The organism is uncultured Rothia sp. (assembly GCF_963507905.1).
In the GTDB taxonomy this organism is placed as follows: domain Bacteria; phylum Actinomycetota; class Actinomycetes; order Actinomycetales; family Micrococcaceae; genus Rothia.
Window position 1 is genome coordinate 1 of record NZ_CAUOUU010000009.1, and the last position, 22,525, is coordinate 22,525.

Sequence of the window (22,525 nt, forward strand, 5' to 3'; positions counted from 1 at the left end):
TGGAAGCCGCATAAGGGTTACTATTTAAAGCGTCCAAGTTTCGGGGCGCAGTTCAATCGGTGTGAGGGGCTTTAGTGTGAGCGCTCAGCCTCGTGAGGCCGCAGGCTCAGTAGCTCAAACTGCTACTTGGAGGAAGCGTGCGCATCCTGCGCGGTGCGGGCACGCATCACGAGGGCGTGGTATTCGTCTTCCTTCTCGATCAGCTCTTCACGCAGCTTGGCGGGAATGGCGTTGAGCTTCTCGGTTTCCTGCTGCCAGCGGGCGGTGATGTCCGCGCGCTCGGCGGCGGGTGCATCCTCGGGCAGTGCCAGGTACTTCTCGGAGAGCGCCTGAACACGCTGGATGGTCTGCAGTGCGCGACCCTTGGGGCTGAGCAGTGAGGCAAGCACGGTAATGATCAGAACGCCCACGATGACCATCAGCGACATTTCGGTGGTAATCTCCACAACGTGCACGGGCTCGCCGTGGTTGATGAACGGCAGGTTGTTCTCGTGCATTGCGTGCAGGATGAGCTTCACACCAATGAACGCGAGGATGGTCGCCAGGCCGTAGGAGAGGTAGACGAGGCGGTCCAGCAGGCCGTCAATGAGGAAGTACAGCTGGCGCAGACCCATGAGGGAGAACGCAGTCGCGGTGAACACAATGTAGACGGACTGGGTAAGGCCGAAGATCGCGGGGATTGAGTCGAGCGCGAAGAGCAGGTCGGAACCGGCGATAGCGACCATGACGAGCATCATGGGGGTCATGACGCGCTTGCCGTTTTCGATGGTGAAGAGCTTATCGCCGTCGAAGTGGTCGCTGGTCTTCAGGTACTTCTTGGCGAGGCGGACCATGATGTTGTCTGCTTCGTCGTCGCCGTCGCCTTCGGTGATTTCGTCCTTGAGCAGGTTACCTGCGGTCATGAGCAGGACCAGGCCGAAGATGTAGAACACCCAGGCGAAGGAGTTGATGATTGCCGCACCGGCGAAGATGAAGGTGCCGCGCGCCAGAATCGCGAAGACGATACCGAAGAGCAGAACCTTCTGCTGATTCTCACGGGCGACACGGAAGGTGCCCATAATGATCATGAAGACGAAGAGGTTATCGACCGAGAGAGCTTCTTCGGTGATGTAGCCTGCGTAGAATTCGGTGGCGGCGGAGGGGCCGTTCGTCACGAAAATATACAGACCGAACAGCAGCGCGATGCTGATGTAAATACTCGACCAGATGGCCGCTTCCTTGACGGTGGGTTCGTGCGCCTTACGAACGTGGAACACGAAATCGAAGGCCAACAGACCCGCGATGATGAGAATAGTAACCAACCATTGCAACCCGGTAACTTCCATGGGGAGCCTTTCTTGTGGTGTGCGTACAGGACCACAAGTCTCTCCCGCCGACCTGAATGGAGGTCGGCCCGATTCACCGGTTAGGCGCCTTCGGCTAACGTGCTGACGATGAGTCGATTGGTGGGATACTCCCTTGCTCGGTGAACGATTATACAGCAGGTTGGGGTTTTCGCACAGGAGCCCCCCCCCGGGAGGACTTTCAGGAGCGAGGTGTGCCGAAACGCCGCATCCGGCGGGGTTGACCTGTCGGATGCGGCGTTCTGCGTGACGAATACACGCGGTCTAGTAGCGCCGCTATGAGTTGGCGCTGTTACTAGTTGGCAACGGTGAAGCGGCGGCCCGCGTGCTTGGGTTCCTCCGCCTCGTCAACCAGGGCGACAGCGAAGTCCTCGGCGCTAATGAACTCACCTGCGGGGGTGTCCAGTGCGGTGTTGTACTTGCCGGTGCGCTCACCCGGTGCGATTTCGAACGCCGGGGAGACCATGGTCCAGTTCAGACCCTCGGAGGCGCGGTACTCGTCGAGGATCTGGGAGAATGCCTTCGCCTCGGGCTTGTACTCTTCCGGGAAGCCTTCACCGTCAACGAAGCGGTTGCCGTTGCCGTCCTCGAGGGAGCCGGCGCCGCCGACGACCAGCAGGCGACCGGTAGGTGCTGCCGCGATCAGTGCGCGGTGCGCGTCAATGACCGGCTGTGCGGAGGTGCCACGGCCCGCAGAGACGGCGATGATGGTGACGTCGTGGTTGTTGACGACGTCAACCAGTGCTGCGGTGTCTGCGAGGTCGATGCTGTGGGCGGTAGCGCCTTCGGGTGCCTTGCCGGAGCGGGTGTAGGCGTCGACCCGATGGCCGCGGGAGATTGCTTCTGCTGCGGTGCGTGCGCCGACCATGCCGGTTGCGCCGATGATTGCGATGTTCATGAGGGGTTCCTTTCAGGTACGTTTTCTGTAGTTTTCTTGCGGTGTTCCGCGTGATGGTTTTATAGTATCTATTAGAAACTGGATACCTCAAGGTAACTATTGGGGGTGTACCGAAAATATTTAAAAATATTTTTCGCACCCCTCATCACCCCCAAAAATAGCCCCTCAGCAGATTGAAAAGACAGTAGCTATGACCACCACGCTCACCTCCCCCACACGCGAAACCATAGAAGCCGCCCGCACCCCGCAGGACGACCTGCCCGCCAATATTCTCGCCCACGCCTGCCCCTCCCGCACCGTGATGCGCCACCTCACCGACCGGTGGACCCCGCTCATTGTTGCGGCGCTCTCCGAACAGCCCGTCGCCCGCTTCAGTGAACTCAAAGCAATGATTCAGGGCGTCTCCCCCAAGGTCCTCACCCAGACCCTGCGCTCCATGGAACGTGACGGCCTGGTAGAACGCCGGGTCACCGCATCCATTCCGCCACGTGTGGACTACGAACTGACCGCGCTCGGTACGACCCTCATTGAGCCGATGGCCGCCCTGCGCCACTGGGCGCAGGACAATATGCAGGCGGTACTCGAAGCCCGCGAGCGCTACGACGCCGCCGCACTAGAGAATGGCGACGTATAAAAGGCGCAGCGGCAAGCGGCACAGCGTAAAAAGGTGCAGCGTAGAGCGGTGCAGTGGGAGCAACACATCGCAGACCAGCACGCATAGACCAGCACCGCGTAGCAAGCCCACATCAAAGTAGCCCTCCCCGTGAACCATGCACGGGGAGGGCTACTTCTATATTTCATTCAGTTAGGAGACCAGGTTGAACTTAGGAGTGTTGAGCTTAGGAGACCATGTTGAAGGTCGGCGGGGTGAAAGCAATCGCGTTCACCTGCTTGTTCGTATCCAGTTTGTCGTTCTCACGAATCGTCGGGACGGTAATAACCACCTCGAACTGGTACATGCCTTCCATGAGCTTATCGCCACGCAGCGCAAAACGCGCAGAGATACCGGTCGCCTGATCATTCACGCTCGACGCAAAGGGAATGACCTGACCCTGAACGGTCTGAGTCTTGCCGTTGCGGGTCATGACGGTTGCCTTGCCGGTCGGGTCAGTCGTGAAGACCTGACGGTCAATGATTTCACCCTCGGGCGAGAAGAAGTAAATGTCCATGGACGGGTGCAGGTGCGTAGTGCCGGTCGTCGCCTCCAGCGCGGAGACGTTGTAGGTCATCACGAACTCACCACAGTTCAGGTTGAGGTCGCCCTCGGGGCCGTGAGTCGCCTCGTACACGGACATGAGACGGATCGTCGCGGGGTTCGGGGAGGTTGCGTTCTCCATGGACCACCACGCCTGACCGGTCACCGGCGCAGTCACGGGCTTGTTCTTGGTGCGCGACTGCAGAGCGCCACTGGCGGGGTTGGTAATCATCCAGCCGCCGACCTGGGTAAAGTCCGGGCCCTTAACCGTCTTGCAATCATCAGCCGAGGCTGCGAATGCGGGCACCGCCGTGGAGGCGGCAATAGCGGGCACAGCCCAGAGCGCGCCGCGGGTGAGGTTGCGGCGGGTAACGGAACAAGCTCCCGTAGTGTGTTCGTCTGAAGGGTTATTTGAAATAGTCACAGATTTTTCTTTATCGTTCGGAAGCATCACGGTGTTATTTGACACGTAAAACACTTTGATAGTGTACAGCATGTATCTGCACTCAGTGGAACTTCACGAGCAATGAATTATCTCATGGCGAAAAACCCAAGTCGGCCCCCTAAACACCGGGCTAGAACACGGTGTTTAGAGCACCGGGTTTAGGCGTGACCCGCCTCCTTCATCAGGCGCAACTCCTTCTTCAAATCGGCAAGCTCATCACGCAGACGCGCCGCCAACTCAAACTGCAGGTTCTCCGCCGCCACGCGCATCTGCTCGTTCATCTGCTCAATCAAATCCAGCAGGTCCTCGGCGGGTGCCGCCGCCAGGCCGTCGGCACGAACGCGCGCCTCCGCACGGGCGAGAAGCTCCTCCGACTCCGGGGTGCTCGTGGCAATCTTCGAAGAGGTCGCAGAACCGGTCTTCGCCCCCGCACTCACCGTGCGGGCACCCTTCTTACCGCTCTTACGCAGCTGCAGAAGCTCGCGGGTGTCCTCCTCCTCGCGGGCGAGAACATCCGTAATATCGGCAATCTTCTTACGCAGCGGCTGCGGGTCAATGCCGTGCTCACGGTTGTACGCCTGCTGAATCTCGCGGCGGCGGTTCGTCTCATCAATCGCCACGCGCATAGAATCCGTAATCTTATCGGCGTACATATGCACCTGACCGGACACATTACGCGCCGCACGACCAATGGTCTGAATCAGCGACGTGGTCGAACGCAGGAAACCTTCCTTATCGGCATCCAGAATCGCAACCAGGGACACCTCCGGCAGGTCCAGGCCCTCACGCAGCAGGTTAATACCGACCAGCACATCAAAGGTGCCCAGGCGTAGCTCACGCAGAAGCTCCACACGGCGCAGAGTGTCAACGTCGGAGTGCAGGTACTGCACCTTCACGCCGTGCTGCAGCAGGTACTCGGTCAGATCCTCCGCCATGCGCTTGGTGAGGGTCGTGACCAGCACACGCTCATCACGCTCCACGCGCACGCGAATCTCCTCAAGCAAATCATCAATCTGCCCCTTGGTCGGCTTGACCACAATCTCCGGGTCAATCAGGCCGGTCGGGCGAATAATCTGCTCCACATAACCATCAGCCTGCGACAGCTCATACTTACCGGGGGTCGCCGAGAGGTAAATCGTCTGACCGATACGCTCCAGGAACTCCTCCCACTTCAACGGGCGGTTATCCATCGCCGACGGCAAACGGAAACCGTGCTCCACCAGGGTGCGCTTACGGGACATATCGCCCTCGTACATGGCGCCAATCTGCGGGACCGTCACATGCGACTCGTCAATAATCAGCAGAAAATCATCCGGGAAATAATCCAGCAAACAGTTCGGGGCGCTACCGGGGGCACGACCATCAATATGGCGCGAGTAGTTCTCAATGCCATTGCAGAAGCCCATCTGCTCCATCATTTCCAGGTCGTAGGTGGTGCGCATGCGCAGACGCTGCGCCTCCAGCAGCTTGCCCTGGGATTCGAGGGTCTGCAGGCGCTCGCGCAACTCATCCTCAATGGAGGTAATAGCCTTCGCCATACGCTCCGGGCCAGCAACGTAGTGGCTTGCGGGGAAGACGTACATTTCTTCTTCCTCGCGAATCACCTCGCCGGTCAGCGGGTGCAGGGTGTAAATCGCCTCAATCTCATCACCGAAGAACTCAATGCGGATCGCGTTCTCCTCGTACATGGGGATGATTTCGACGGTATCTCCGCGCACACGGAACGTGCCGCGGTGAAAGTCCATGTCGTTACGCGCGTACTGCATCGCCACGAACTGGCGCAACAGCTCGTCACGGTCAATCTCCTCACCGCGACGCAAAGTCACCATCTGCTCAATGTACTCTTCGGGCGTGCCCAGGCCGTAAATGCAGGACACGGTCGCAACCACCACCACGTCACGGCGAGTCAGCAGGGAGTTCGTCGCCGAGTGGCGCAGACGCTCCACCTCCTCATTGATGGAGGAGTCCTTCTCAATGAACGTATCGGTCTGCGGCACGTACGCCTCAGGCTGGTAGTAGTCGTAGTACGAGACGAAATACTCCACCGCATTATTCGGCAGCAGCTCACGCAGCTCATTCGCCAGCTGCGCCGCCAGAGTCTTATTCTGCACGAGCACCAGAGTCGGACGCTGCACCGCCTCAATCAGCCAGGCTGCGGTCGCGGACTTACCGGTACCGGTAGCGCCCATCAGCACAATATCCTTCTCACCGTTCTGCACACGCTCGGTAAGCTCGGCGATAGCCTTCGGCTGATCACCGGCAGGCTGGAAGGGGCTAATGACCTCAAAGGGGGCGACAACGCGGTTAATCTGGGGTGCGTAACTCATGTATCCATCCTAGGGGAAAGCCGCCCGATGCGCGCCCGGATTGGTCACCCTTTTCTGCTGGCGCAATACGATGACGCGCAATGCGCTCACCACGACCCCCACCGCCTCACCGCTAACTACCCTACCGCTAACTGCCCCACCGGTGACTACACACCAGTGGGGCACCTCGCGGGTAAGAATTTAGCGCACCTCCACGGTGGCTCCGGCGAGGCTCATCAGCGACCGGTTCGTCAGCGGAAGGTACCCGTTCAGGGCGCTCAAAATCAGCTGCATGGTGCGCTCTTCATCCTCCACGCTCAGCCCGCGCGGAATACCCACACCCGGCACGCAGATGCGCTGCTTATACAAGTCAATCACAGCGCACACGGTGCGGTTCGGCACACCCAACACCGGCAACATGCCGCGGTGATTGACGGTGCGCAGGCCCTTACCGACCACGGCGGCGGTGCGGATATCCGGGAGGGCATTGCCCTCAAACCGGGAGGCGCCCGCACCGTTCGCAAAAGCGGCAGGGTCGGGAATGCTATTCGGCACCGCACTCTTCTCGTTCAGCACAGACAGCAGCGGCTCCCCCACGGCGGCGGTGACCGCCACGTAGCGTACCTGCCGGTCCATGGCGTTGAGGAAGTCCAGTTCCGCGTATTCCTCCACGCGGTAGTTCTCGACCAGACCGGCTTCACCCGACCCGGTTTCTTCCACGGTTCGGGTGATGACTTCTTCATCGTAGAAGCTTGCCACGCACACCTGCGGGGCGCCGCGCTCAATGCGGGCACGGCACAGGTAGTCGTCGTCGAGCAGCCAGAGGGACAGCTCGTAACCGTCGGGTACATCGCGCACACCGGTCGCGAGTAGCACTTCGCTGCCGTCCAGGGGGAACGGCTCCCAACCTGCCGGTTCAAAAACGTTGAGGGCACCGTCCAGGGCGGGGTTGCAGGATCCGAGGCTCGGCGCCTGCTCAGCCGGGGTGAACGCCTCGGTGGAGGGCATCGCGATGGTGAGCCCGCGCATCCTGCCGGCGAGGCAGAGTTCAACCGCCATGAGCAGGTGGCCCGCACCTTCACGGCTCAGCGCTGGGCTCTGAACCAGGTGCGCCACACCGGAGTTATCCAGGCTGAGGTGTTCGCCGACTCCGCGGGCGGCGTTGGAGTAGCGGTTGTGCAGGCGCACCAGCTCGTCAATGGGCAGGGCGCGGCCCACGGTGCCGAACGCCTGGGCGATAGCGTGAACATGTTCGGGGAAGACGCGGCAGAGCCTGCCGAGCTGACGGGCAAACTCTGCCGGACGCTGCGTGAGCACGCCCAGCAGGGTGCCGAGGTTCTGCTGGCGGTAGGCATTGAGTAGCTGGGCGACGGTGGCGGGTTCAAGCTGCTCAGCGCTGTCCCGCTTGTGGAGGCGCGCTCCCTGGCGGTTGAGGGTTGCGGTGCCGCCGCGGCTACCCGCGGACTGCTCTGATGAGTTTTTGCCTGCTTGTTCGACTACTTGTTCTCGGTAGGTTCCCGACTGCGTCACGTTTTCACGACCTTGAGCTCTTCAGAGCGTTCGTTAGCTGATTCTTTATAGAGTGACGGGCGGGGCTCGGCGCCTACCGGCAGATGGTTCGCACACACACCACCGTCTGCCGGATCGTATAGTACCGGCATACAGCTGTGCCTCGTTCCTTGAGTAACTAAGCTATAGCTTCAAGACGTCAGCATCAGGACCTCAGCGCTGAGATAGTACCCAGTTCTCCGCGCTGAGATGTCAGCGTTGAGCCCCGCCCGTCGGTGCGGGCGCACCCGCTCCCCCGTGGAGGCGCCGGGCTGGGTTACCGCTGGTGATGAACCCGTTGCCCATGCTGTGGAGGGGCGTGTGCGTTCCGCAACGCTTTTTAGGCTATCAGCTTTAGCGGGCAATTACTAGGGTTAGAGTAACTATTAACTAAGGTTGAGCTATGTTTCAGGTTTTGAGAGCTTTATACGGGCGCTTTAGCCCGGAAATCCGGGAGGAACGGAAATCTAGGAACGGAAAATCTAGGAGCGGGAATCTAAGACGGGGAATCCAGGATCTGGAATCTAGGGGGCCGGTAACCTAGACCGGCAAATCCACCCACTGCGTGTCCCCCCAGGTCACGCTCGCCGCGCCGGAACTCAAGCTCACCACCAGCTCCTCGGCACGTTCCAGCTCCTCCGGGCGGTCAAATACGCCCAGGGAAATCGTGGCACCCTCCGCGCCATACTCGGTACCCAGCACGTTCAGACCGGCGGCACGGATCTCGTTCTCCAGGCGGCCAGCATCCGCATGCGAACTGGGCACCTGACCCACACGCAGACGCTCGCGCGAATCAAATAGCGCACCGTCCAGGGTCTGCACCACCGCATCAGTGTAGGCACGCACCAAACCGCCCGCGCCAAGCTTAATGCCACCGAAATAGCGCACGACCACCGCAACCACATCCGACAGGTCGGTGGTGCCATCCTCGCGGGTCTGACGCGCCAGCAACGCCTGCATCATCGGCACACCGGCGGTACCGGCGGGCTCACCATCGTCGGAGGAACGCTGAATATCGCGGTCAGCACCAATAATGAACGCCGAACACACGTGACGGGCGTCGTGGTAAGTCTTGCGCACCGACTCAATGTAAGCGCGTGCCTCCTCGACGGTGCTCACGCGCTTGATGTGACCAATAAATTCGCTACGCTTAATTTCGAGGAGGCTCTCATAGGGCTCATCGCCGCGCGGCACAAGGTAGCGGTTGGCGCGAGTTTCTTCCTGCATGTGTCCTCCTCTAATCAGTACCTATCTATTGTGGCACAGCCCGTCAGGAGCACCGTCCATGTCCCAGTCTTCTTCCCCCGCTTCTACCACCCTGCACCGTTACGCCCTCACCGGCGGTATCGGCAGCGGCAAGAGCACCATCGCCTCCCTTTTCGTTGAGCAGGGCGCATTCCTGGTGGATGCGGACGCTATCTCCCGCTCCCTCATGGAGCCCGGGGAGGCGGTACTCGCCCGCACGGTCGCGGAGTTCGGTGAGCATCTGCTCGACGAGGACGGCCGCCTCAACCGCCCCGCCCTGGCGCGTATCGTGTTCAATGATGAGCAGGCGCGCCTGCGTCTGAACGCGATTGTGCATCCGGCCATTCGTGAGCGTGCCGCGCAGCTGGTGGAGCAGGCGCAGTCCGAGCCCGGTTTTAGCGGCGTGGTGCTGGAGGACATTCCCCTACTCGTGGAGACCGGCGACCCGTCCGCCTTTGAGGGCGTGGTCGTGGTGCGCACTCCCCTGGCGACTCGCCTGCAGCGCCTGGTGTCTTCGCGCGGTATGAGTGAGGAGGATGCGCGCGCCCGCATCGCCGCGCAGGCAACCGACGAGCAGCGTGAGGCTATTGCCACCTGGATTATTGATAATGGCGGCTCGCTGGAGGAGACCGCCGAGCAAGTGCGCGCCGTGTGGGCGCAGATGACCGCCGGCTAAAAGCCACACCCCCAATAACGCAAAGAACCCCCTCACCTCCCAAACGGGAGATGAGGGGGTTCCCCTGCTCTAGGCACCCCGTGCGGGGTTACCTATCGGCTATTACGCCTGATGAGTGCTCATCTGAGCGGCAGATTAGTTGCCGGTCAGCTTCTTGCGGAGCTCAGCCAGTGCCTCATCCGATGCGAGGGTACCTGCGGAAGCGGGCTCCTCGGAGGAGTAGGAGGTCGGTGCGGGCTCAGCTGCTGCGGGAGCTGCTGCTGCAGCCTCTGCGTCAGCCTCGAGAGCCTTAGCAACCTGCACCTTGTGAGCCTCGAAGCGAGCCTGTGCCTCTGCGTACTGTGCTTCCCAAGCCTCGCGCTGTGCGTCGAAGCCTTCCAGCCACTCGTTAGCCTCGGGGTCGAAGCCCTCGGGGTACTTGTAGTTGCCGGCCTCGTCGTACTCTGCGGCCATGCCGTACAGAGCGGGGTCAAACTCGGTAGCGTTGGGGTCAACGCCCTCGTTTGCCTGCTTGAGGGACAGGGAGATGCGGCGGCGGTCCATGTCGATGTCGATGATCTTAACGAAGACCTCTTCACCAACGGAGACGACCTGCTCAGCCAGATCAACGTGGCGGGTTGCCAGCTCGGAGATGTGGACGAGGCCCTCGATGCCGTCCTCAACGCGCACGAATGCACCGAAGGGAACGAGCTTGGTGACCTTGCCGGGAACAATCTGACCCAGAGCGTGGGTGCGAGCAAATGCCTGCCACGGATCTTCCTGGGTTGCCTTGAGGGACAGGGACACGCGCTCGCGGTCCAGGTCCACCTCGAGAACCTCGACGGTAACGGGCTGGCCAACCTCGACAACCTCGGACGGGTGGTCGATGTGCTTCCAGGACAGCTCGGAAACGTGAACCAGACCGTCCACGCCACCCAGGTCCACGAATGCACCGAAGTTGACGATGGAGGAGACAACGCCCTCGCGGACCTGACCCTTCTCCAGCTCGTTGAGGAAGGAGGAGCGAACAGCGGACTGAGTCTCTTCCAGGTATGCACGGCGGGACAGAACAACGTTGTTGCGGTTCTTGTCCAGCTCGATGATCTTAGCTTCGATCTGCTGACCGATGTAAGGTGCGAGGTCGCGGACGCGGCGCATCTCAACGAGGGATGCGGGCAGGAAGCCACGCAGACCGATGTCGAGGATAAGGCCACCCTTGACAACCTCGATAACGGTACCGGTAACGACGCCGTCGTTTTCCTTGACCTTCTCGATGTCGCCCCATGCACGCTCGTACTGTGCGCGCTTCTTGGAGAGGATCAGGCGACCTTCCTTGTCCTCCTTGGTGAGGACGAGTGCCTCAACCTCGGAGCCGAGCTCGACAACCTCAGAGGGGTCGATGTCGTGCTTGATGGACAGCTCGCGGGAGGGGATGACGCCTTCGGTCTTGTAACCGATGTCGAGCAGAACCTCATCGTGGTCGATCTTAACGACCTGGCCGGAGACGAGATCGCCGTCGTTGAAGACCTTAATGGTCTTCTCGACAGCCTCGAGGAATGCCTGCTCGTCGCCGATGTCGTTGATTGCGACCTGAGGGATGTTGGTGCTCATGTAGTGAGGGCTCCAATTGGATTTCTAATAGGTCGACGCTGCCGGTTCACCGTTCAACACCCCCGGGTGGAGGCGCCGGCCGGCTCACTTTTTCACCCCGGCGCGCACGGCATAGGGCCGCTAACGCCTTTGAACGGGGTGAGGAAACGTCGAGCTGACGGATACTTACAATGTGTACCGCCTACCGGAAGCAGATGCTTTAAGTAGGGTGTGCGAGTGGTCTGTGCCCGTCTTCTCCCCGTTTTCTCAAGGAGAAAATAAGGAGAAAAAGAGCATAGAAAACCCGTACGTTGGTACACGCGATTAACAGTGTACGGGAATCCCGGGCGTGTCGTCAATGGTTACGCGCCCGGAATTCCCGTACTTATTTGCGGTTTTGGAGTTGTGGTTTGCGGAGGGGGGTTGCGGGACGGTGCTCGTCCTCGTTCCTCTCACCATGGGAGGGGCGGGGCGCCGCATATTTCCTCCGCGCCTACGCAGGGGCACCCGTCACCCGGACGCTCCGCCCCTCCTTGCTTCGTTGCGGAGAGCGTCCGGGCTGACACCCTGAGGGCGCATCCGGAAAACGCGGCCGCGCCCGCACAGTATCCCAGCACGGAAAGGCGGTATCGTCCGTAGTGACATCAGGGTGCCCGAAGCGAAGCGAGGGCGGGTCCCCTGTAGGAACGAGGACGAATACCGCCTTTCCAAGCGAAACCCAAGATGAGCACTGTTTCTCCAAGCGGAGCCAAGCGACCCAGCTTTCCCAAGCGGGAACTGAGGAGCTGAGCCTAGTGGCCCGCCTCCTGCCAGGACTTGCCCCAGCCGACCTGCACGTCCAGAGGAACACGCAGGGAGGCGGCACCGCTCATCTCCTCGACCAGTACGCGTTCGGCGGCTTCACGCTCGCCGGTGGCGACTTCGAGGATGATTTCGTCGTGCACCTGCAGCAGCATGCGGGTCTTGAGGCCCTCTTCGCGCAGGCGGCGGTGAATGTTGATCATGGCGATCTTGATGATGTCCGCGGCGGTGCCCTGAATCGGGGCGTTGAGGGCGGCGCGTTCGGCGGCTTCTCGGCGTACACGGTTGGGCGAGTCCAGGTCGGGTAGCACGCGGCGGCGGCCGAAAATGGTTTCGGTGTAGCCGTCCTGGTGTGCCTGCTTGAGCACGCCGCGCAGGAAGCGCCCCACGCGTCCGAAGCGTTTGAAGTAGTTGGTGCGCAGTTCGCCTGCCTCGTCGGAGCTGATGTTCAGCTGCTTGGCGAGGCCGAAGCGGGACAGGCCGTATGCCAGGCCGTAGGACATTGCCTTGACCTTGGAGCGTTGCTCGGCGGTGACGTCTTCGGGGGCGACGCCGAAGACTTCGGAGCCGACGTAACGGTGCAGGTCCTCCCCCGCTTCGTAGGCGGCGATGAGCTTCTCGTCGGCGGCGAGGTGCACCATGATGCGCATTTCGATCTGCGAGTAGTCGGCGGTGAGCAGGCCCTCGTATTCCACACCGTCGACGGGTGCGGGCGCGACGATGAAGGCGCCACGGATGCGGCGGCCTTCTTCGGTGCGGATCGGGATGTTCTGCAGGTTCGGCGCGGTTGAGGAGAGTCGACCGGTGGAGGCGGCACCCTGCTGGAAGGTGGTGTGCACGCGTCCGTCGTCGGCGGCTGCTTTCTGCAGGCCTTCGACGGTCTGTACGAGTTTGATGTTGTCGCGGTAGGCGGCGAGCGCACCGAGGAAAGCGGCACCGTCGGACTCCGGGGAGATTTTGGAGAGCAGTTCGGTGACGGATTCGGCGTCGGTGGAGTAGCCGGACTTGATTTTGCGGGTGTGCGGCAGGGCGAGCTTGTCGAAGAGCACGGTCTGCAGCTGTTTGACGGAGGCGAGGTTGAGGGGTTCTTCGCCCTCGTCGGTTTCAACGGTGTCGCCGATGATGGCGCGTGCGGCGTCCTGTGCTTGGGCTGCGCGTGCGGAGAAGGTGTCGTGTAGTTCGGTCAGGAGCGCGTCGGAGACGGCGATGCCCGCCTGTTCCATGTCTGCGAGGACGTAGAGCAGCGGCAGTTCGATTTCTTCGTAGACCTTCAGCTGGCCGTGCTCTTCCATCTCGAAGTGCAGCAGGCGCGCGAGTTCGTGAATAATGCGGCTGATTTGCGTGAAGTAGCGCAGGTTTTCGACGGGTTCGGCTTCGCCGGGCATGCTGAAAAGGGAGGGTTCCGCCTCGTCTTCTTCGGGCTGGAAGACGAGCTGCGCGTAGGAGTCCTTGGGGATCCAGAGGTAGCGTTCGGCGAGGTCTTCCATGCGTTCGGAGAAGAGCTTGCGGGTTGCGGTGGGGATGAAGCCGCACATGTAGGAGGACAGTGCGGGGTCTTCGACGGCTCCGGCGAGTTCGTAGCCGTGGGCGCGCAGGAGTTTGCGCTGGTTTTTGAGGTCCATGACGATTTTGCGGGCTGCTTCGTCGGAGAGCCAGGCGGCGAGGGCGGCGTCGAGTTCCGGGTCGATGGTGCGGGTGTCGATCCAGAGGCTGGTGCTCTTGCTGGTGAGGAGCACGCCGAGCAGTTCGGGGTTTTCTTCGGCGGCGCGGATTTTGGTTTTGGTGACCTTGACGGCGGGTGCGTCGCCGATGGCGGGGCGTGCTACGGGCAGGTTGGTGACCGGGTAGAGGGTCACGGCGCCTTCGAGGCGTTCGGGTACGGCGATGGGCGCGCCCTGTTCGTCGGTGCCGTAGTTTTCTTCGGCTGCGGCGGCGCAGAAGGCGCGGAATGCTGCTGCGTCTGCGTTTTTGGTGGGTGCGCTGGTGTTGATGGGTGCGTAGACGGGGCCGGTGGGTGCCTTCTTGGTGGCGCCCTCCTCCCCTGCTTCTGCGGCGGAGCCTGCGGAACTTGCAGAGCCTGCGGAACCTGCGGCGCGCACGATGGGGCCGAGGGTGTCGGCGGCACGCTTGCGGATGGTGCGGAACTCTACTTCGTCGAAGAAGGTGTTGAGTGCGTCCAGGTCGGGGGTGAAGGCGGTGTCTTCGAGGGTGATGTCCAGGTCGAGGTCGTTGACGAGCTGGTTGAGGCGGCGGTTGCGTACTACGTTGTCGATGTTTTCGCGTAGTGCTTCGCCCTTCTTGCCGCCGATCTTGTCGCTGTTTTCGATGACGGCGTCGAGGGAGCCGTATTCGCCGAGCCACTTGGCGGCGAAGCCGGGGCCTACACCGGGTACGCCGGGCAGGTTGTCCGCCTGTTCGCCGGTGAGGGCGGCAAGGTCGGGGTACATGTGCGGGGGTACCTTGGTTTTCTTTTCGACGGCGGCGGGGTCCATGCGCTGAATACCCTTGGAGGGGCCGGTGGTGACCGGGTAGAGCAGGGTGACGTCGTCGGTGACGAGCTGGAAGATGTCGCGGTCGCCGGAGAGGATGAGGACCTTGTAGCCGGCTTCGGTGCCGCGGCGGGTGAGGGTTGCGACGATGTCGTCGGCTTCGTAGTTTTCGTAGGTGAGCGCGGGGATGTTGAGCGCGCCGAGCATCTTTTTGATGAGGTCGATCTGGCCGTTGAAGGCTTCGGGGATGGCGTTGCGGCCGCCCTTGTATTCGCCGTATTCGGCGGTGCGGAAGGTGCCGCCGGGCAGGTCGAAGGCTACGGCGATGTGGCTGGGCTGGTTGTCTTTGATGATGCTCAGCAGGGTGGAGAGGAAGGCGTGGACGGCTTCGGTGTGCTGGCCGTCGCTGCGCACGAAGATGTGCTGTCCGGTCTTTTCGGCCATGGTGTAGATGCCGAAGAAGGAGCGTAGGGCGAGGGAGTGTCCGTCAATGAGCAGGAGGGTTTTGTTCTCTGTAGTCACTCTTCTAGTGTATCGAGTCTGAGTTTGCTCGGTGGCTGGGTTCGTGACGGGAAGCTTCGTGACGGACGGTTTTGTGACGACTGCCGGTCGGCGCTGAGGGTCTGCCCTGTTGCTGGTCAGTCCTGCGGGGAGGCGCCCGTGCCGTATTGGGTGCCGGTGCTGTGCCATATAGCGGAATCACGGGGTGTACGGAAAGAGTTTTACCTCATATATAAGTGCCGGTGGGGTGCGTTTGATAAGTTTTCTTCCCGAAAATTGTGTCCCAAGCCACTATGTAAGGTGGATAATAATACAGTTTCCAGATAATATATAACCTTATTATCGCCTCCAGCGTAGGAAATCCCCACACCCCGTGTATTCATAGGCAGAACTCTACCCAGAATTCACTGGCAGAATTCACCGACAGGATTCACCGGACCGTGAGGGCACCTCCCGCGCTCAACACACAACGACCCCTCATTTAGGAAACTATGAAGGCACTCAAAAAACTTCCCCTCCTCGCGTGGATTATCATCGCGATTGCATCGGGTGTGCTTATCGGCATGCTGACCCCCGGAATGATTAGCGGCATCAATGACGCAACCGGCGCAGCCATCCCCACCGACTTCATTGTGCAGCTCTTCGTCTCCTTCTCCACCGTATTCAGTGCCTTCCTGAGCTTCGCGATTCCGCTGATTATTATCGGCTTCATCGTGCCCGGTATTGGTTCCCTCGCGCAGGGTGCAGGCAAGATGCTCGGCATCACCGTGGGTCTGGCATACCTCTCCAGCATCCTTGCGGGCTTCCTGGCACTGACCTGCGCATTGCTGCTCTACCCCATCATCCTGAAGGGTCAGCAGCTGGCATCCTTCGACAACCCGGAGAACGCACTCTCCGCCGGTTACGTTTCCATTCAGTTGCCCCCGATTATGGGTGTGCTCAGCGCGCTGGTTCTCTCCTTCATCCTGGGCCTGGGCATTACCGCGCTGAAGACCCGTGCGATGCTGAACCTCTTCGAGGACTTCCAGGTCATCGTTGAGAAGATGCTCAGCTACGTGATTATCCCCCTGCTGCCCGTGCACATTGTGGGTGTGTTCGCGAACATGACCCTCGCCGGTCAGGTTGCCAAGATCCTCTCCGTTTTCGGTCTGGTCTTCGTCATGGTGATTATCCTGCACTGGGTCACCCTGACCCTGCAGTACTCGGTGGCTGGCGCGGTGTCTCGCCGTAGCCCCATCCAGATGCTCAAGACCATGATGCCCGCGTACTTCACCGCAATCGGCACCCAGTCTTCGGCTGCTACCATCCCTGTGACCGTGCGTTCGGCAAAGAAAGCTGGCATCTCTGCTCGCGTGGTGGACTTCGCGATTCCGCTGTGCGCGACCATTCACCTCTCCGGCTCCATGATTACCATTACCTCCTGCGCGGTGGCTGTGCTGTTCATGACCGGTAAGAGCCCCGACTTCGGTTCGCTGGTTCCCATGATTCTGGTGCTCGGCGTGATGATGGTTGCCGCTCCCGGCGTTCCCGGCGGTGGCGTGATGACCGCAATCGGTCTGCTCGAGTCCATGCTCGGCTTTGACTCCTCCATGATCGCCCTGATGATTGCCCTGTACCTGGCTCAGGACTCCTTCGGCACCGCAACCAACGTGACCGGTGACGCGACCATCGCAGCCCTGACCGAGCGTATCTCCAAGGCAATCGGAGCGAACCCCGATAAGGAAATTCGCGACGAGGACATCGAAAAGGCAGAAGCTATTTCCGCTTAATCCTCATCCGCTCACATAGCGTTTTTCAGCCCCGTCTCCTGAGTTCAGGAGGCGGGGCTGAATCGTGCCCGGAGGCTGGACAAGAAACCGACCATCGCGTCAAAGGCACCCTAACCGGGGAGTACACTGGAAGTCATGACTGAAAACAACACACAGCACGCACCCGTCCGCGCGGCAGCACCCACGACCCTCAGCGCAGAAGAAATCAAGGCGCAGCTGACCGACAGCGGAATCCCCGAACACCTGCACCCCTACTTCCCCCGCGGCTTGGGCGAGCTCATCCCCGCCATGGGCATTAAGTTCCAGGAACTCACCGCAGAACGCACCGTCGCGACCATGCCCGTCGCCGGTAACACCCAGCCCATCGGTCTGCTACACGGCGGCGCCAACGTGGTCCTTGCCGAAACCCTCGGCTCCCTCTCCGCGGGTGTGCACGGCGGCGAAGACCTCGTAGCAGTCGGCGTAGACATCAACGCAACCCACGTGCGCCCGGCAGTCTCCGGTCTGGTCACCGCAACCTGCACCGCCGTCAAGCTCGGACGCACCCTGTGCATCCACTCCATCGACATTGTGGATGAGCGCGGCCGCACCACCTGCACGGCGCGCATCACCAACATGCTGATCCCCCGCCCCACTGCATAAACTCCCACTGCATAAAGTCTTACAGCCTACGCAAGTAGCCTAAAATCGTAGAAGCACGGGGTACACAGCCCCCAACACCCACCAGAAGGTACGACCAGAAGGAGCACCATGGCCCGCGAGCGCACCCCCTATTTCAAGCGTTACCCGAAGATTGTGCGCGCCAAGCGCATTGTCCTGCCCATCGCAATCGGTGTGATGCTGGTGTGCCTGGTGACCGCCATCAATAACCCCGGTAGCTTCTGGTGGCTGGGCGTGATGCTCGGTACTGGCGGTATGCTCTGGGCTGGTTCGCCCACGGACCGTCCCATTAGCGGCCCCAACAATGACGAAGACGATTTCAACCGCTACATGCGCTAAGACCGCCTGACGCTGCAGCTCTTGCAGCGTTGGGTTACCCCGCATCACTGGCGCATAAATGCTCCGGGCTTAGAAACGCTCCGGCTGCCCCGGCAGGATGCGAGCTTCAGAGGTTAAACATTAACGCCCCGTCCCTCAGCTTCACTGTGAGGGATGGGGCGTTAGCGTGTCATGAAAAGGTGCTGGCCAGATGCTGACCGGCTGAAAGCGCATACGGGCGAACCCTAGTCTTCGCCGTAGCGTACGTTCGTACCTGTACCGATGTGTACTTTGTACGTCTCGTATTTAGGAGAGCTGCTTGATGATGGTGTCGGAAACTTCACGCATGGACAGGCGGCGGTCCATGGAGGTCTTCTGAATCCAGCGGAATGCTTCCGGCTCGGTCAGGTTCATCTTGGTGATGAGCAGCGACTTTGCGCGGTCAACCAGCTTGCGGGTCTCGAACTGATCGCGGATGGTGCCAACTTCCTTCTCGAGAGCGCGAATCTGCTCGTAGCGGCTGATTGCCACCTCGATTGCGGGGACCAGGTCGTTCGGGGAGAAAGGCTTGACGACGTACGCCATAGCGCCTGCCTCAACGGCACGGTCGACGAGTTCCTTCTGGCTGAATGCGGTCAGCAGAACGACGGGAGCAATCTGCTCCTTCGCGATTTCTTCAGCTGCGGTGATACCGTCCATGATCGGCATCTTCACGTCCATGAGGACGAGGTCGGGGCGGTGCTTCTGCGCTAGCTCGACGGCGGTCTTGCCGTTATCGGTTTCTGCAACGACATCGAAACCCTGGTCCTTCAGAATTTCGACGATGTCGAGGCGAATCAGTGCCTCGTCTTCTGCCACGACGACGGTGCGGGCCGGGCTCTGCTCCTCCGCCTGGTTTTGAGTGGTCAGCTCTGACATTACTCTTCTCCTTATCAAATTGAATCACTTAAAGTCTACAGGAGGGAATAAATGTTCATCTACTTTCTCGCCCTGTCCCCCGCGTGTTATATGCGTCCTATGTGCAGGTAGGAGGAGTTTTCTGACGTTATTTTGTGACCCATTCAACGAATCTTGCACCTTAATGCATATTTTGTTCTATACTGCTCATAACTATGAAAACAAAACCGCACAACATAGACGTCACGCGGCGAAATTCACAGTCAAAACATAGACCCGAAAATGACTCTGACATGCACTAACACACCCTCGGGTTAGACACAAACGTAATAAACAAAATATTTATACCGAAACTCCATCACCTGCCAAAGAAGGCCGATACACTGAAATAGGTATTCTCCTCGACTTCTCCGGCACTCGCATTTGACCACCCATACTCGATACCCGGAGGGGATTCATGTCAATCACCCGTCAAGCACGCACCCTGTACTCAGACTTCGTCGAGTACAAGGAACTCGATCGCGCCCCGCTGACTTCCATTCACCCCGGAATTCTCGTCGCCTTCGACTCCACCGCGCTTGCATGCCTCTACAACTACCCAGCCCACATCAGCGACGAAATCCTCCGCGTCTACTCCCAGCTGCGCGGACACGCATTCCTCCCCCACCAGGCACTCAAAGAATTCTGGGCAGCACTCGACGGCGCCTCCCCCGTACCCGCCGCCGCAGACCGCGTCCGCTCAGCGCTCGCATCCTTCAAAGAAACCCTGCCCGAAGAACGCAACTCCCCCTGGAGCGCACTGCGTTCAGTCACGCACCAGCTGGACCACTCCATCGCGCAGATCATGAAGATCCTTGAACCCACCACCGACACCGGATCCATCAACATGGCACGCCGCGAAGATGACACGATCCTGCCGCGACTGAACCGCATCTTCACCGGACACGTGGGTGCCGTGCCCAGCCCCGAACGCCACGAACAGCAGTGCCGCGAAGCCCTCGCACAGGGCCACCCGCTGCTCGCTAACGCCAGCTTTGACGCCGACTTCGCGCTCTGGAACCAGTGCGTTGCCGAAGCAACCACCCGCGTGAAAGGCACCGACTGCGTATTCGTCACCGGCGGTGTGCGCGACACCTGGCTGCGCAACGGTCAGCAGGTACGCGCCGCATCGGGCGGCGAACCCGTGCGTCAGCTGGCGAACCGTCAGCTGCTGCGTGAATACACTAAGGCAACCGGAGGCGGCGTATTCCGCATCTACACCGTTGAGGAGATCCTGCGGCTCGCTTCCAATCAGTACGGCGTGACCGTCAGCGACGCCACCTACAATGCGATTCGCGCGGAACAGCCCGTCGCTGTGTAAAGCCACCACGTAAAGTCAACGTCGAGAATAATCCCACCACACTCACCACCATTAACAGCGAGAAGCCACATGTGTTTCGAGAAGCCACCAAAAACGTGGCTTTTCGAAACACATGTGGCTTTTCAGCGTCTATCCCTCGCAGCTGGCGCGGTACAGCTCAGCGGCATGCTGCTCCAAGGAATCGTCATCACCCAGAAGCAGGTAGCACAGGTACAGGGTGAAGGCGGCGCGGCGGTCGTCAGCGAGCGCATTAGTTCCTTCGCCGGGCTGGGCGTTGAAAGCGATAACGCTGTGCGCCTGCGGCAGGGCGGCAATCAGGTGTGCGGCGGTCTCGTAGCCGTCCCGATTGTCGGGCAGGGTGACGTGGTGCGGCTCCTGGTTCTCGTCAGCAGCGCCGACTTCCGATCGGGCAGCCTGGAAATTAGCCTTGAGGACGTCCTCAACACGGGTCATCAGCTCAGCATCGGGCAGGGTACGGTCATTTGCGGCAAACGCAACGTGGATGCCGTTCAGAGTCTCGTAGGGGTGCTCACCCGCGAAGTATCCGGCGGCGAGCGCGTAGCCGGTCAGCAGTTGCGCCTCGGGAGCGGTGAAGGTGCCGCGCGCCTCACGCAGGGCGGGCAGCAGAAGCCCGGTCAGGAGGGGGTGCAGGGACTCGGGGGCGTTCGCGATAGCCTCCTGCAGGTACTCTTCCGCCTCTGCGGTGGGCTCGGCGTTGAGTAAGGTCAGGAAAGCCTCATCGGTGCCCGCCCAGCAGCGGGCAATCAGTACGAGGGTTGCAATGAGCGCGAGAAGTTCACGGTTGTTACCCGAACGGTCAGCGCCGAAGGACTCAGCAACAACGCGGGCGAGCATGCGGGCGGCAACGTTCTCGAGGATAAATTCGTCGTAGGCGTTATCGCCGGGCCAGTTTGCGGGGTCGGGAAGGTAGGTTTCGTCCAGGTACCGCAGCACGGGTTCGAGGGGCACGGGCGCGTCCGCCGCGAGGTCGGGGCGGCACTGCTCAACCCAGCTGTTCACGGTAGCCTCGTCAGCGATGCCGGTAGCCTCAGCCAGCTGGGTGCGCGACAGGCTGTACGGTGCAACGAGCCCGGCGAGGTCCTCGCACGCGCCGTTGGAGCGGTAGGTGGGCTGGTAGTTGGTGCTGGGAAGGGTTCCGGGGAGGGTGGCTGCCATGGTGGCTCCTTCGCTGAGGTTCGGGGTGAATTGGGTTGTATGGTGTGCGATGCGCGGAACCGTTTGAGGGGCTGGCACATCTTCTAGTTTCAGAATATCCCAGAGCTCCGAATCGTGTACTGCTCGCCGTCATTACACGCCTATTAACCGCGAAAAGCCACATGTGCTTCAAACACATGTGGCTTCTCGGCGCAAAAGGGAAATTAGTCCAGCAGTGCGTCCACGAACGCTTCCGGGTCGAACGGTGCCAGGTCGTCCGGGCCTTCACCCAAGCCGATGAGCTTGACGGGAACGCCGAGCTCCTCCTGGATAGCGACCACGATGCCGCCCTTTGCGGTGCCGTCGAGCTTGGTCAGCACGATACCGGTGACGTCCACGATATCGCCGAAGACCTTCGCCTGAACCATGCCGTTCTGGCCGGTGGTCGCGTCAATCACGAGCAGAACCTCGGTGACCGGCGCTTCCTTCTCAATAACGCGCTTGATCTTGCCGAGCTGATCCATCAGACCGGACTTGTTCTGCAGGCGGCCCGCGGTGTCCACGAGCACGGTGTCAACGCCCTGCTCCTTGCCAGCCTTCACGGCGTCAAACGCGACGGATGCGGGGTCGGCGCCTTCCTTCTCGGAACGCACGGTCTTCACGCCCACGCGGTCACCCCAGGTGGTCAGCTGCTCGGATGCGGCCGCACGGAACGTATCCGCGGCGCCCAGGAGCAGGGTCTGACCGTCAGCGACCATCACGCGGGCAATCTTACCGACCGTGGTGGTCTTACCGACGCCGTTCACACCAACGACCAGCACCACGCCGGGGTTGCCGTCGCTGCCGGCGGTCTTCAGTTCGCGGTCCATATCGGGGCGAACAATCTTCACGAGCTCTTCGCGGAGCATCTTCTTCACGGCGGCGGGGTTGCTCGTACCCTCAACGCGCACGCGCTGCTGCAGCGCATCCACCAGGCGGGTGGTCGGCTCGGACCCCAGGTCGGCGAGCAGCAGGGTTTCTTCGACCTCGTCCCAGACGTCCTGGTCGATGCGGTCGCGGGAGAGCAGAGCCAGCAGGCCCTTGCCGAGCATGTTGTTGGAGCGTGCCAGGCGGGCACGCAGGCGCACCAGGCGACCCGCGGACGGGTCGGGCATATCAAGTTCAATAGCGCGAGGTGCCGAGCTTTCGGGTTTTTCCGCCGATCCGCCGGAGGCTTCTGCCGCCTCCTGACGCAAAGACTGCAGGTTCGCGGTCTTCTTGGGTCGGCGCAGAACGGCGAAAAGTACACCGGCGATCACCAGTACACCCAGCACGATTGCGCAGATTATCATCATCGTTTCATTCACACTA

At 60.9% G+C, this 22,525-nt stretch carries 17 protein-coding genes; 6 read left to right on the top strand and 11 right to left on the bottom strand.

The genetic code is table 11. The features are described 5' to 3' along the window. Positions 1-122: 122 nt before the first annotated feature. Positions 123-1,325 carry a TerC family protein gene (locus tag RQ593_RS06620; protein WP_311450137.1) on the bottom strand — a complete coding sequence of 401 codons (1,203 nt, stop codon included), beginning with the start codon at positions 1,323-1,325 and terminating at the stop codon, positions 123-125. A 313-nt stretch (positions 1,326-1,638) separates the two neighbouring features. After that, a complete protein-coding gene (locus tag RQ593_RS06625; RefSeq protein WP_311450138.1) occupies positions 1,639-2,241 on the bottom strand; it encodes an NAD(P)H-binding protein in 603 nt (200 codons plus the stop codon). 190 nt (positions 2,242-2,431) lie between these two features. Here RQ593_RS06625 and RQ593_RS06630 point away from each other — a divergent pair, with 190 nt between their 5' ends. After that, positions 2,432-2,875, top strand: coding sequence for a winged helix-turn-helix transcriptional regulator (locus RQ593_RS06630; RefSeq protein WP_397545899.1), 444 nt, complete (start codon positions 2,432-2,434; stop codon positions 2,873-2,875). 205 nt (positions 2,876-3,080) lie between these two features. Here RQ593_RS06630 and RQ593_RS06635 read toward each other — a convergent pair whose 3' ends face one another. The 4 genes from RQ593_RS06635 to RQ593_RS06650 form a co-directional block, all read right to left on the bottom strand. Then, entirely contained in the window at positions 3,081-3,860 is a 780-nt protein-coding gene (locus tag RQ593_RS06635; protein ID WP_311450139.1) for an ornithinee aminotransferase, read from the bottom strand. A gap of 179 nt (positions 3,861-4,039) precedes the next feature. Then, a complete protein-coding gene (gene uvrB, locus RQ593_RS06640; protein ID WP_311446002.1) occupies positions 4,040-6,208 on the bottom strand; it encodes an excinuclease ABC subunit UvrB in 2,169 nt (722 codons plus the stop codon). Positions 6,209-6,388: 180 nt separating this feature from the next. Then, positions 6,389-7,717 (bottom strand): 2-oxoglutarate dehydrogenase, encoded by a 1,329-nt coding sequence (locus RQ593_RS06645; RefSeq protein WP_311450140.1) that lies wholly within the window; start codon positions 7,715-7,717, stop codon positions 6,389-6,391. 558 nt (positions 7,718-8,275) lie between these two features. Next, positions 8,276-8,962, bottom strand: a complete 687-nt coding sequence (locus RQ593_RS06650; protein ID WP_060823533.1) for a YigZ family protein — start codon at positions 8,960-8,962, stop codon at positions 8,276-8,278. A gap of 58 nt (positions 8,963-9,020) precedes the next feature. Here RQ593_RS06650 and coaE point away from each other — a divergent pair, with 58 nt between their 5' ends. Then, entirely contained in the window at positions 9,021-9,656 is a 636-nt protein-coding gene (coaE, locus tag RQ593_RS06655) for a dephospho-CoA kinase (protein WP_311450141.1), read from the top strand. Between the two features lie 135 nt (positions 9,657-9,791). On the opposite strand, the gene rpsA is transcribed toward coaE, so the two are convergent. After that, complete coding sequence (gene rpsA, locus RQ593_RS06660) at positions 9,792-11,246, bottom strand: 30S ribosomal protein S1 (RefSeq protein WP_005506223.1); 1,455 nt, start codon at positions 11,244-11,246, stop codon at positions 9,792-9,794. A gap of 770 nt (positions 11,247-12,016) precedes the next feature. Then, positions 12,017-15,037: a DNA polymerase I gene (polA, locus tag RQ593_RS06665; RefSeq protein ID WP_311450142.1), complete on the bottom strand. Its 3,021-nt coding sequence runs from the start codon at positions 15,035-15,037 to the stop codon at positions 12,017-12,019. 470 nt (positions 15,038-15,507) lie between these two features. On the opposite strand from polA, the gene RQ593_RS06670 reads away from it, so the two are divergent. The 3 genes from RQ593_RS06670 (at position 15,508) to RQ593_RS06680 (ending at position 17,784) form a co-directional block, all read left to right on the top strand. After that, positions 15,508-16,785 (top strand): dicarboxylate/amino acid:cation symporter, encoded by a 1,278-nt coding sequence (locus RQ593_RS06670; RefSeq protein WP_311450143.1) that lies wholly within the window; start codon positions 15,508-15,510, stop codon positions 16,783-16,785. Between the two features lie 135 nt (positions 16,786-16,920). Next, positions 16,921-17,427, top strand: coding sequence for a hotdog fold thioesterase (locus tag RQ593_RS06675; RefSeq protein WP_311450144.1), 507 nt, complete (start codon positions 16,921-16,923; stop codon positions 17,425-17,427). Between the two features lie 108 nt (positions 17,428-17,535). Beyond that, the gene (locus tag RQ593_RS06680) at positions 17,536-17,784 is read left to right on the top strand and encodes a hypothetical protein (protein ID WP_219101554.1); all 249 of its coding nucleotides are present in this window, start codon (positions 17,536-17,538) and stop codon (positions 17,782-17,784) included. 285 nt (positions 17,785-18,069) lie between these two features. Here RQ593_RS06680 and RQ593_RS06685 read toward each other — a convergent pair whose 3' ends face one another. Then, positions 18,070-18,681, bottom strand: coding sequence for a response regulator (locus RQ593_RS06685; protein ID WP_311450145.1), 612 nt, complete (start codon positions 18,679-18,681; stop codon positions 18,070-18,072). A 436-nt stretch (positions 18,682-19,117) separates the two neighbouring features. On the opposite strand from RQ593_RS06685, the gene RQ593_RS06690 reads away from it, so the two are divergent. After that, the gene (locus tag RQ593_RS06690) at positions 19,118-20,020 is read left to right on the top strand and encodes a PIN-like domain-containing protein (RefSeq protein WP_311450146.1); all 903 of its coding nucleotides are present in this window, start codon (positions 19,118-19,120) and stop codon (positions 20,018-20,020) included. 129 nt (positions 20,021-20,149) lie between these two features. Here the strand turns inward: RQ593_RS06690 and RQ593_RS06695 are convergent, their stop codons facing one another. Together RQ593_RS06695 and ftsY are read right to left on the bottom strand one after the other, a co-directional pair. After that, complete coding sequence (locus RQ593_RS06695; RefSeq protein ID WP_311450147.1) at positions 20,150-21,196, bottom strand: glycosyltransferase; 1,047 nt, start codon at positions 21,194-21,196, stop codon at positions 20,150-20,152. 203 nt (positions 21,197-21,399) lie between these two features. Beyond that, entirely contained in the window at positions 21,400-22,509 is a 1,110-nt protein-coding gene (gene ftsY / locus RQ593_RS06700; protein WP_304193505.1) for a signal recognition particle-docking protein FtsY, read from the bottom strand. Between the last annotated feature and the right edge of the window lie 16 nt (positions 22,510-22,525).

Bases quoted from the DNA above. Each gene is read 5' to 3' on its own strand.
- RQ593_RS06680 (WP_219101554.1), top strand. From the start codon at position 17,536: ATGGCCCGCGAGCGCACCCCCTATTTCAAGCGTTACCCGAAGATTGTG.
- uvrB (WP_311446002.1), bottom strand. From the start codon at position 6,208: ATGAGTTACGCACCCCAGATTAACCGCGTTGTCGCCCCCTTTGAGGTC.
- RQ593_RS06650 (WP_060823533.1), bottom strand. From the start codon at position 8,962: ATGCAGGAAGAAACTCGCGCCAACCGCTACCTTGTGCCGCGCGGCGAT.
- RQ593_RS06695 (WP_311450147.1), bottom strand. From the start codon at position 21,196: ATGGCAGCCACCCTCCCCGGAACCCTTCCCAGCACCAACTACCAGCCC.
- rpsA (WP_005506223.1), bottom strand. From the start codon at position 11,246: ATGAGCACCAACATCCCTCAGGTCGCAATCAACGACATCGGCGACGAG.
- ftsY (WP_304193505.1), bottom strand. From the start codon at position 22,509: ATGATGATAATCTGCGCAATCGTGCTGGGTGTACTGGTGATCGCCGGT.
- RQ593_RS06620 (WP_311450137.1), bottom strand. From the start codon at position 1,325: ATGGAAGTTACCGGGTTGCAATGGTTGGTTACTATTCTCATCATCGCG.
- coaE (WP_311450141.1), top strand. From the start codon at position 9,021: ATGTCCCAGTCTTCTTCCCCCGCTTCTACCACCCTGCACCGTTACGCC.
- RQ593_RS06675 (WP_311450144.1), top strand. From the start codon at position 16,921: ATGACTGAAAACAACACACAGCACGCACCCGTCCGCGCGGCAGCACCC.
- RQ593_RS06670 (WP_311450143.1), top strand. From the start codon at position 15,508: ATGAAGGCACTCAAAAAACTTCCCCTCCTCGCGTGGATTATCATCGCG.
- RQ593_RS06625 (WP_311450138.1), bottom strand. From the start codon at position 2,241: ATGAACATCGCAATCATCGGCGCAACCGGCATGGTCGGCGCACGCACC.
- RQ593_RS06630 (WP_397545899.1), top strand. From the start codon at position 2,432: ATGACCACCACGCTCACCTCCCCCACACGCGAAACCATAGAAGCCGCC.
- RQ593_RS06690 (WP_311450146.1), top strand. From the start codon at position 19,118: ATGTCAATCACCCGTCAAGCACGCACCCTGTACTCAGACTTCGTCGAG.
- RQ593_RS06685 (WP_311450145.1), bottom strand. From the start codon at position 18,681: ATGTCAGAGCTGACCACTCAAAACCAGGCGGAGGAGCAGAGCCCGGCC.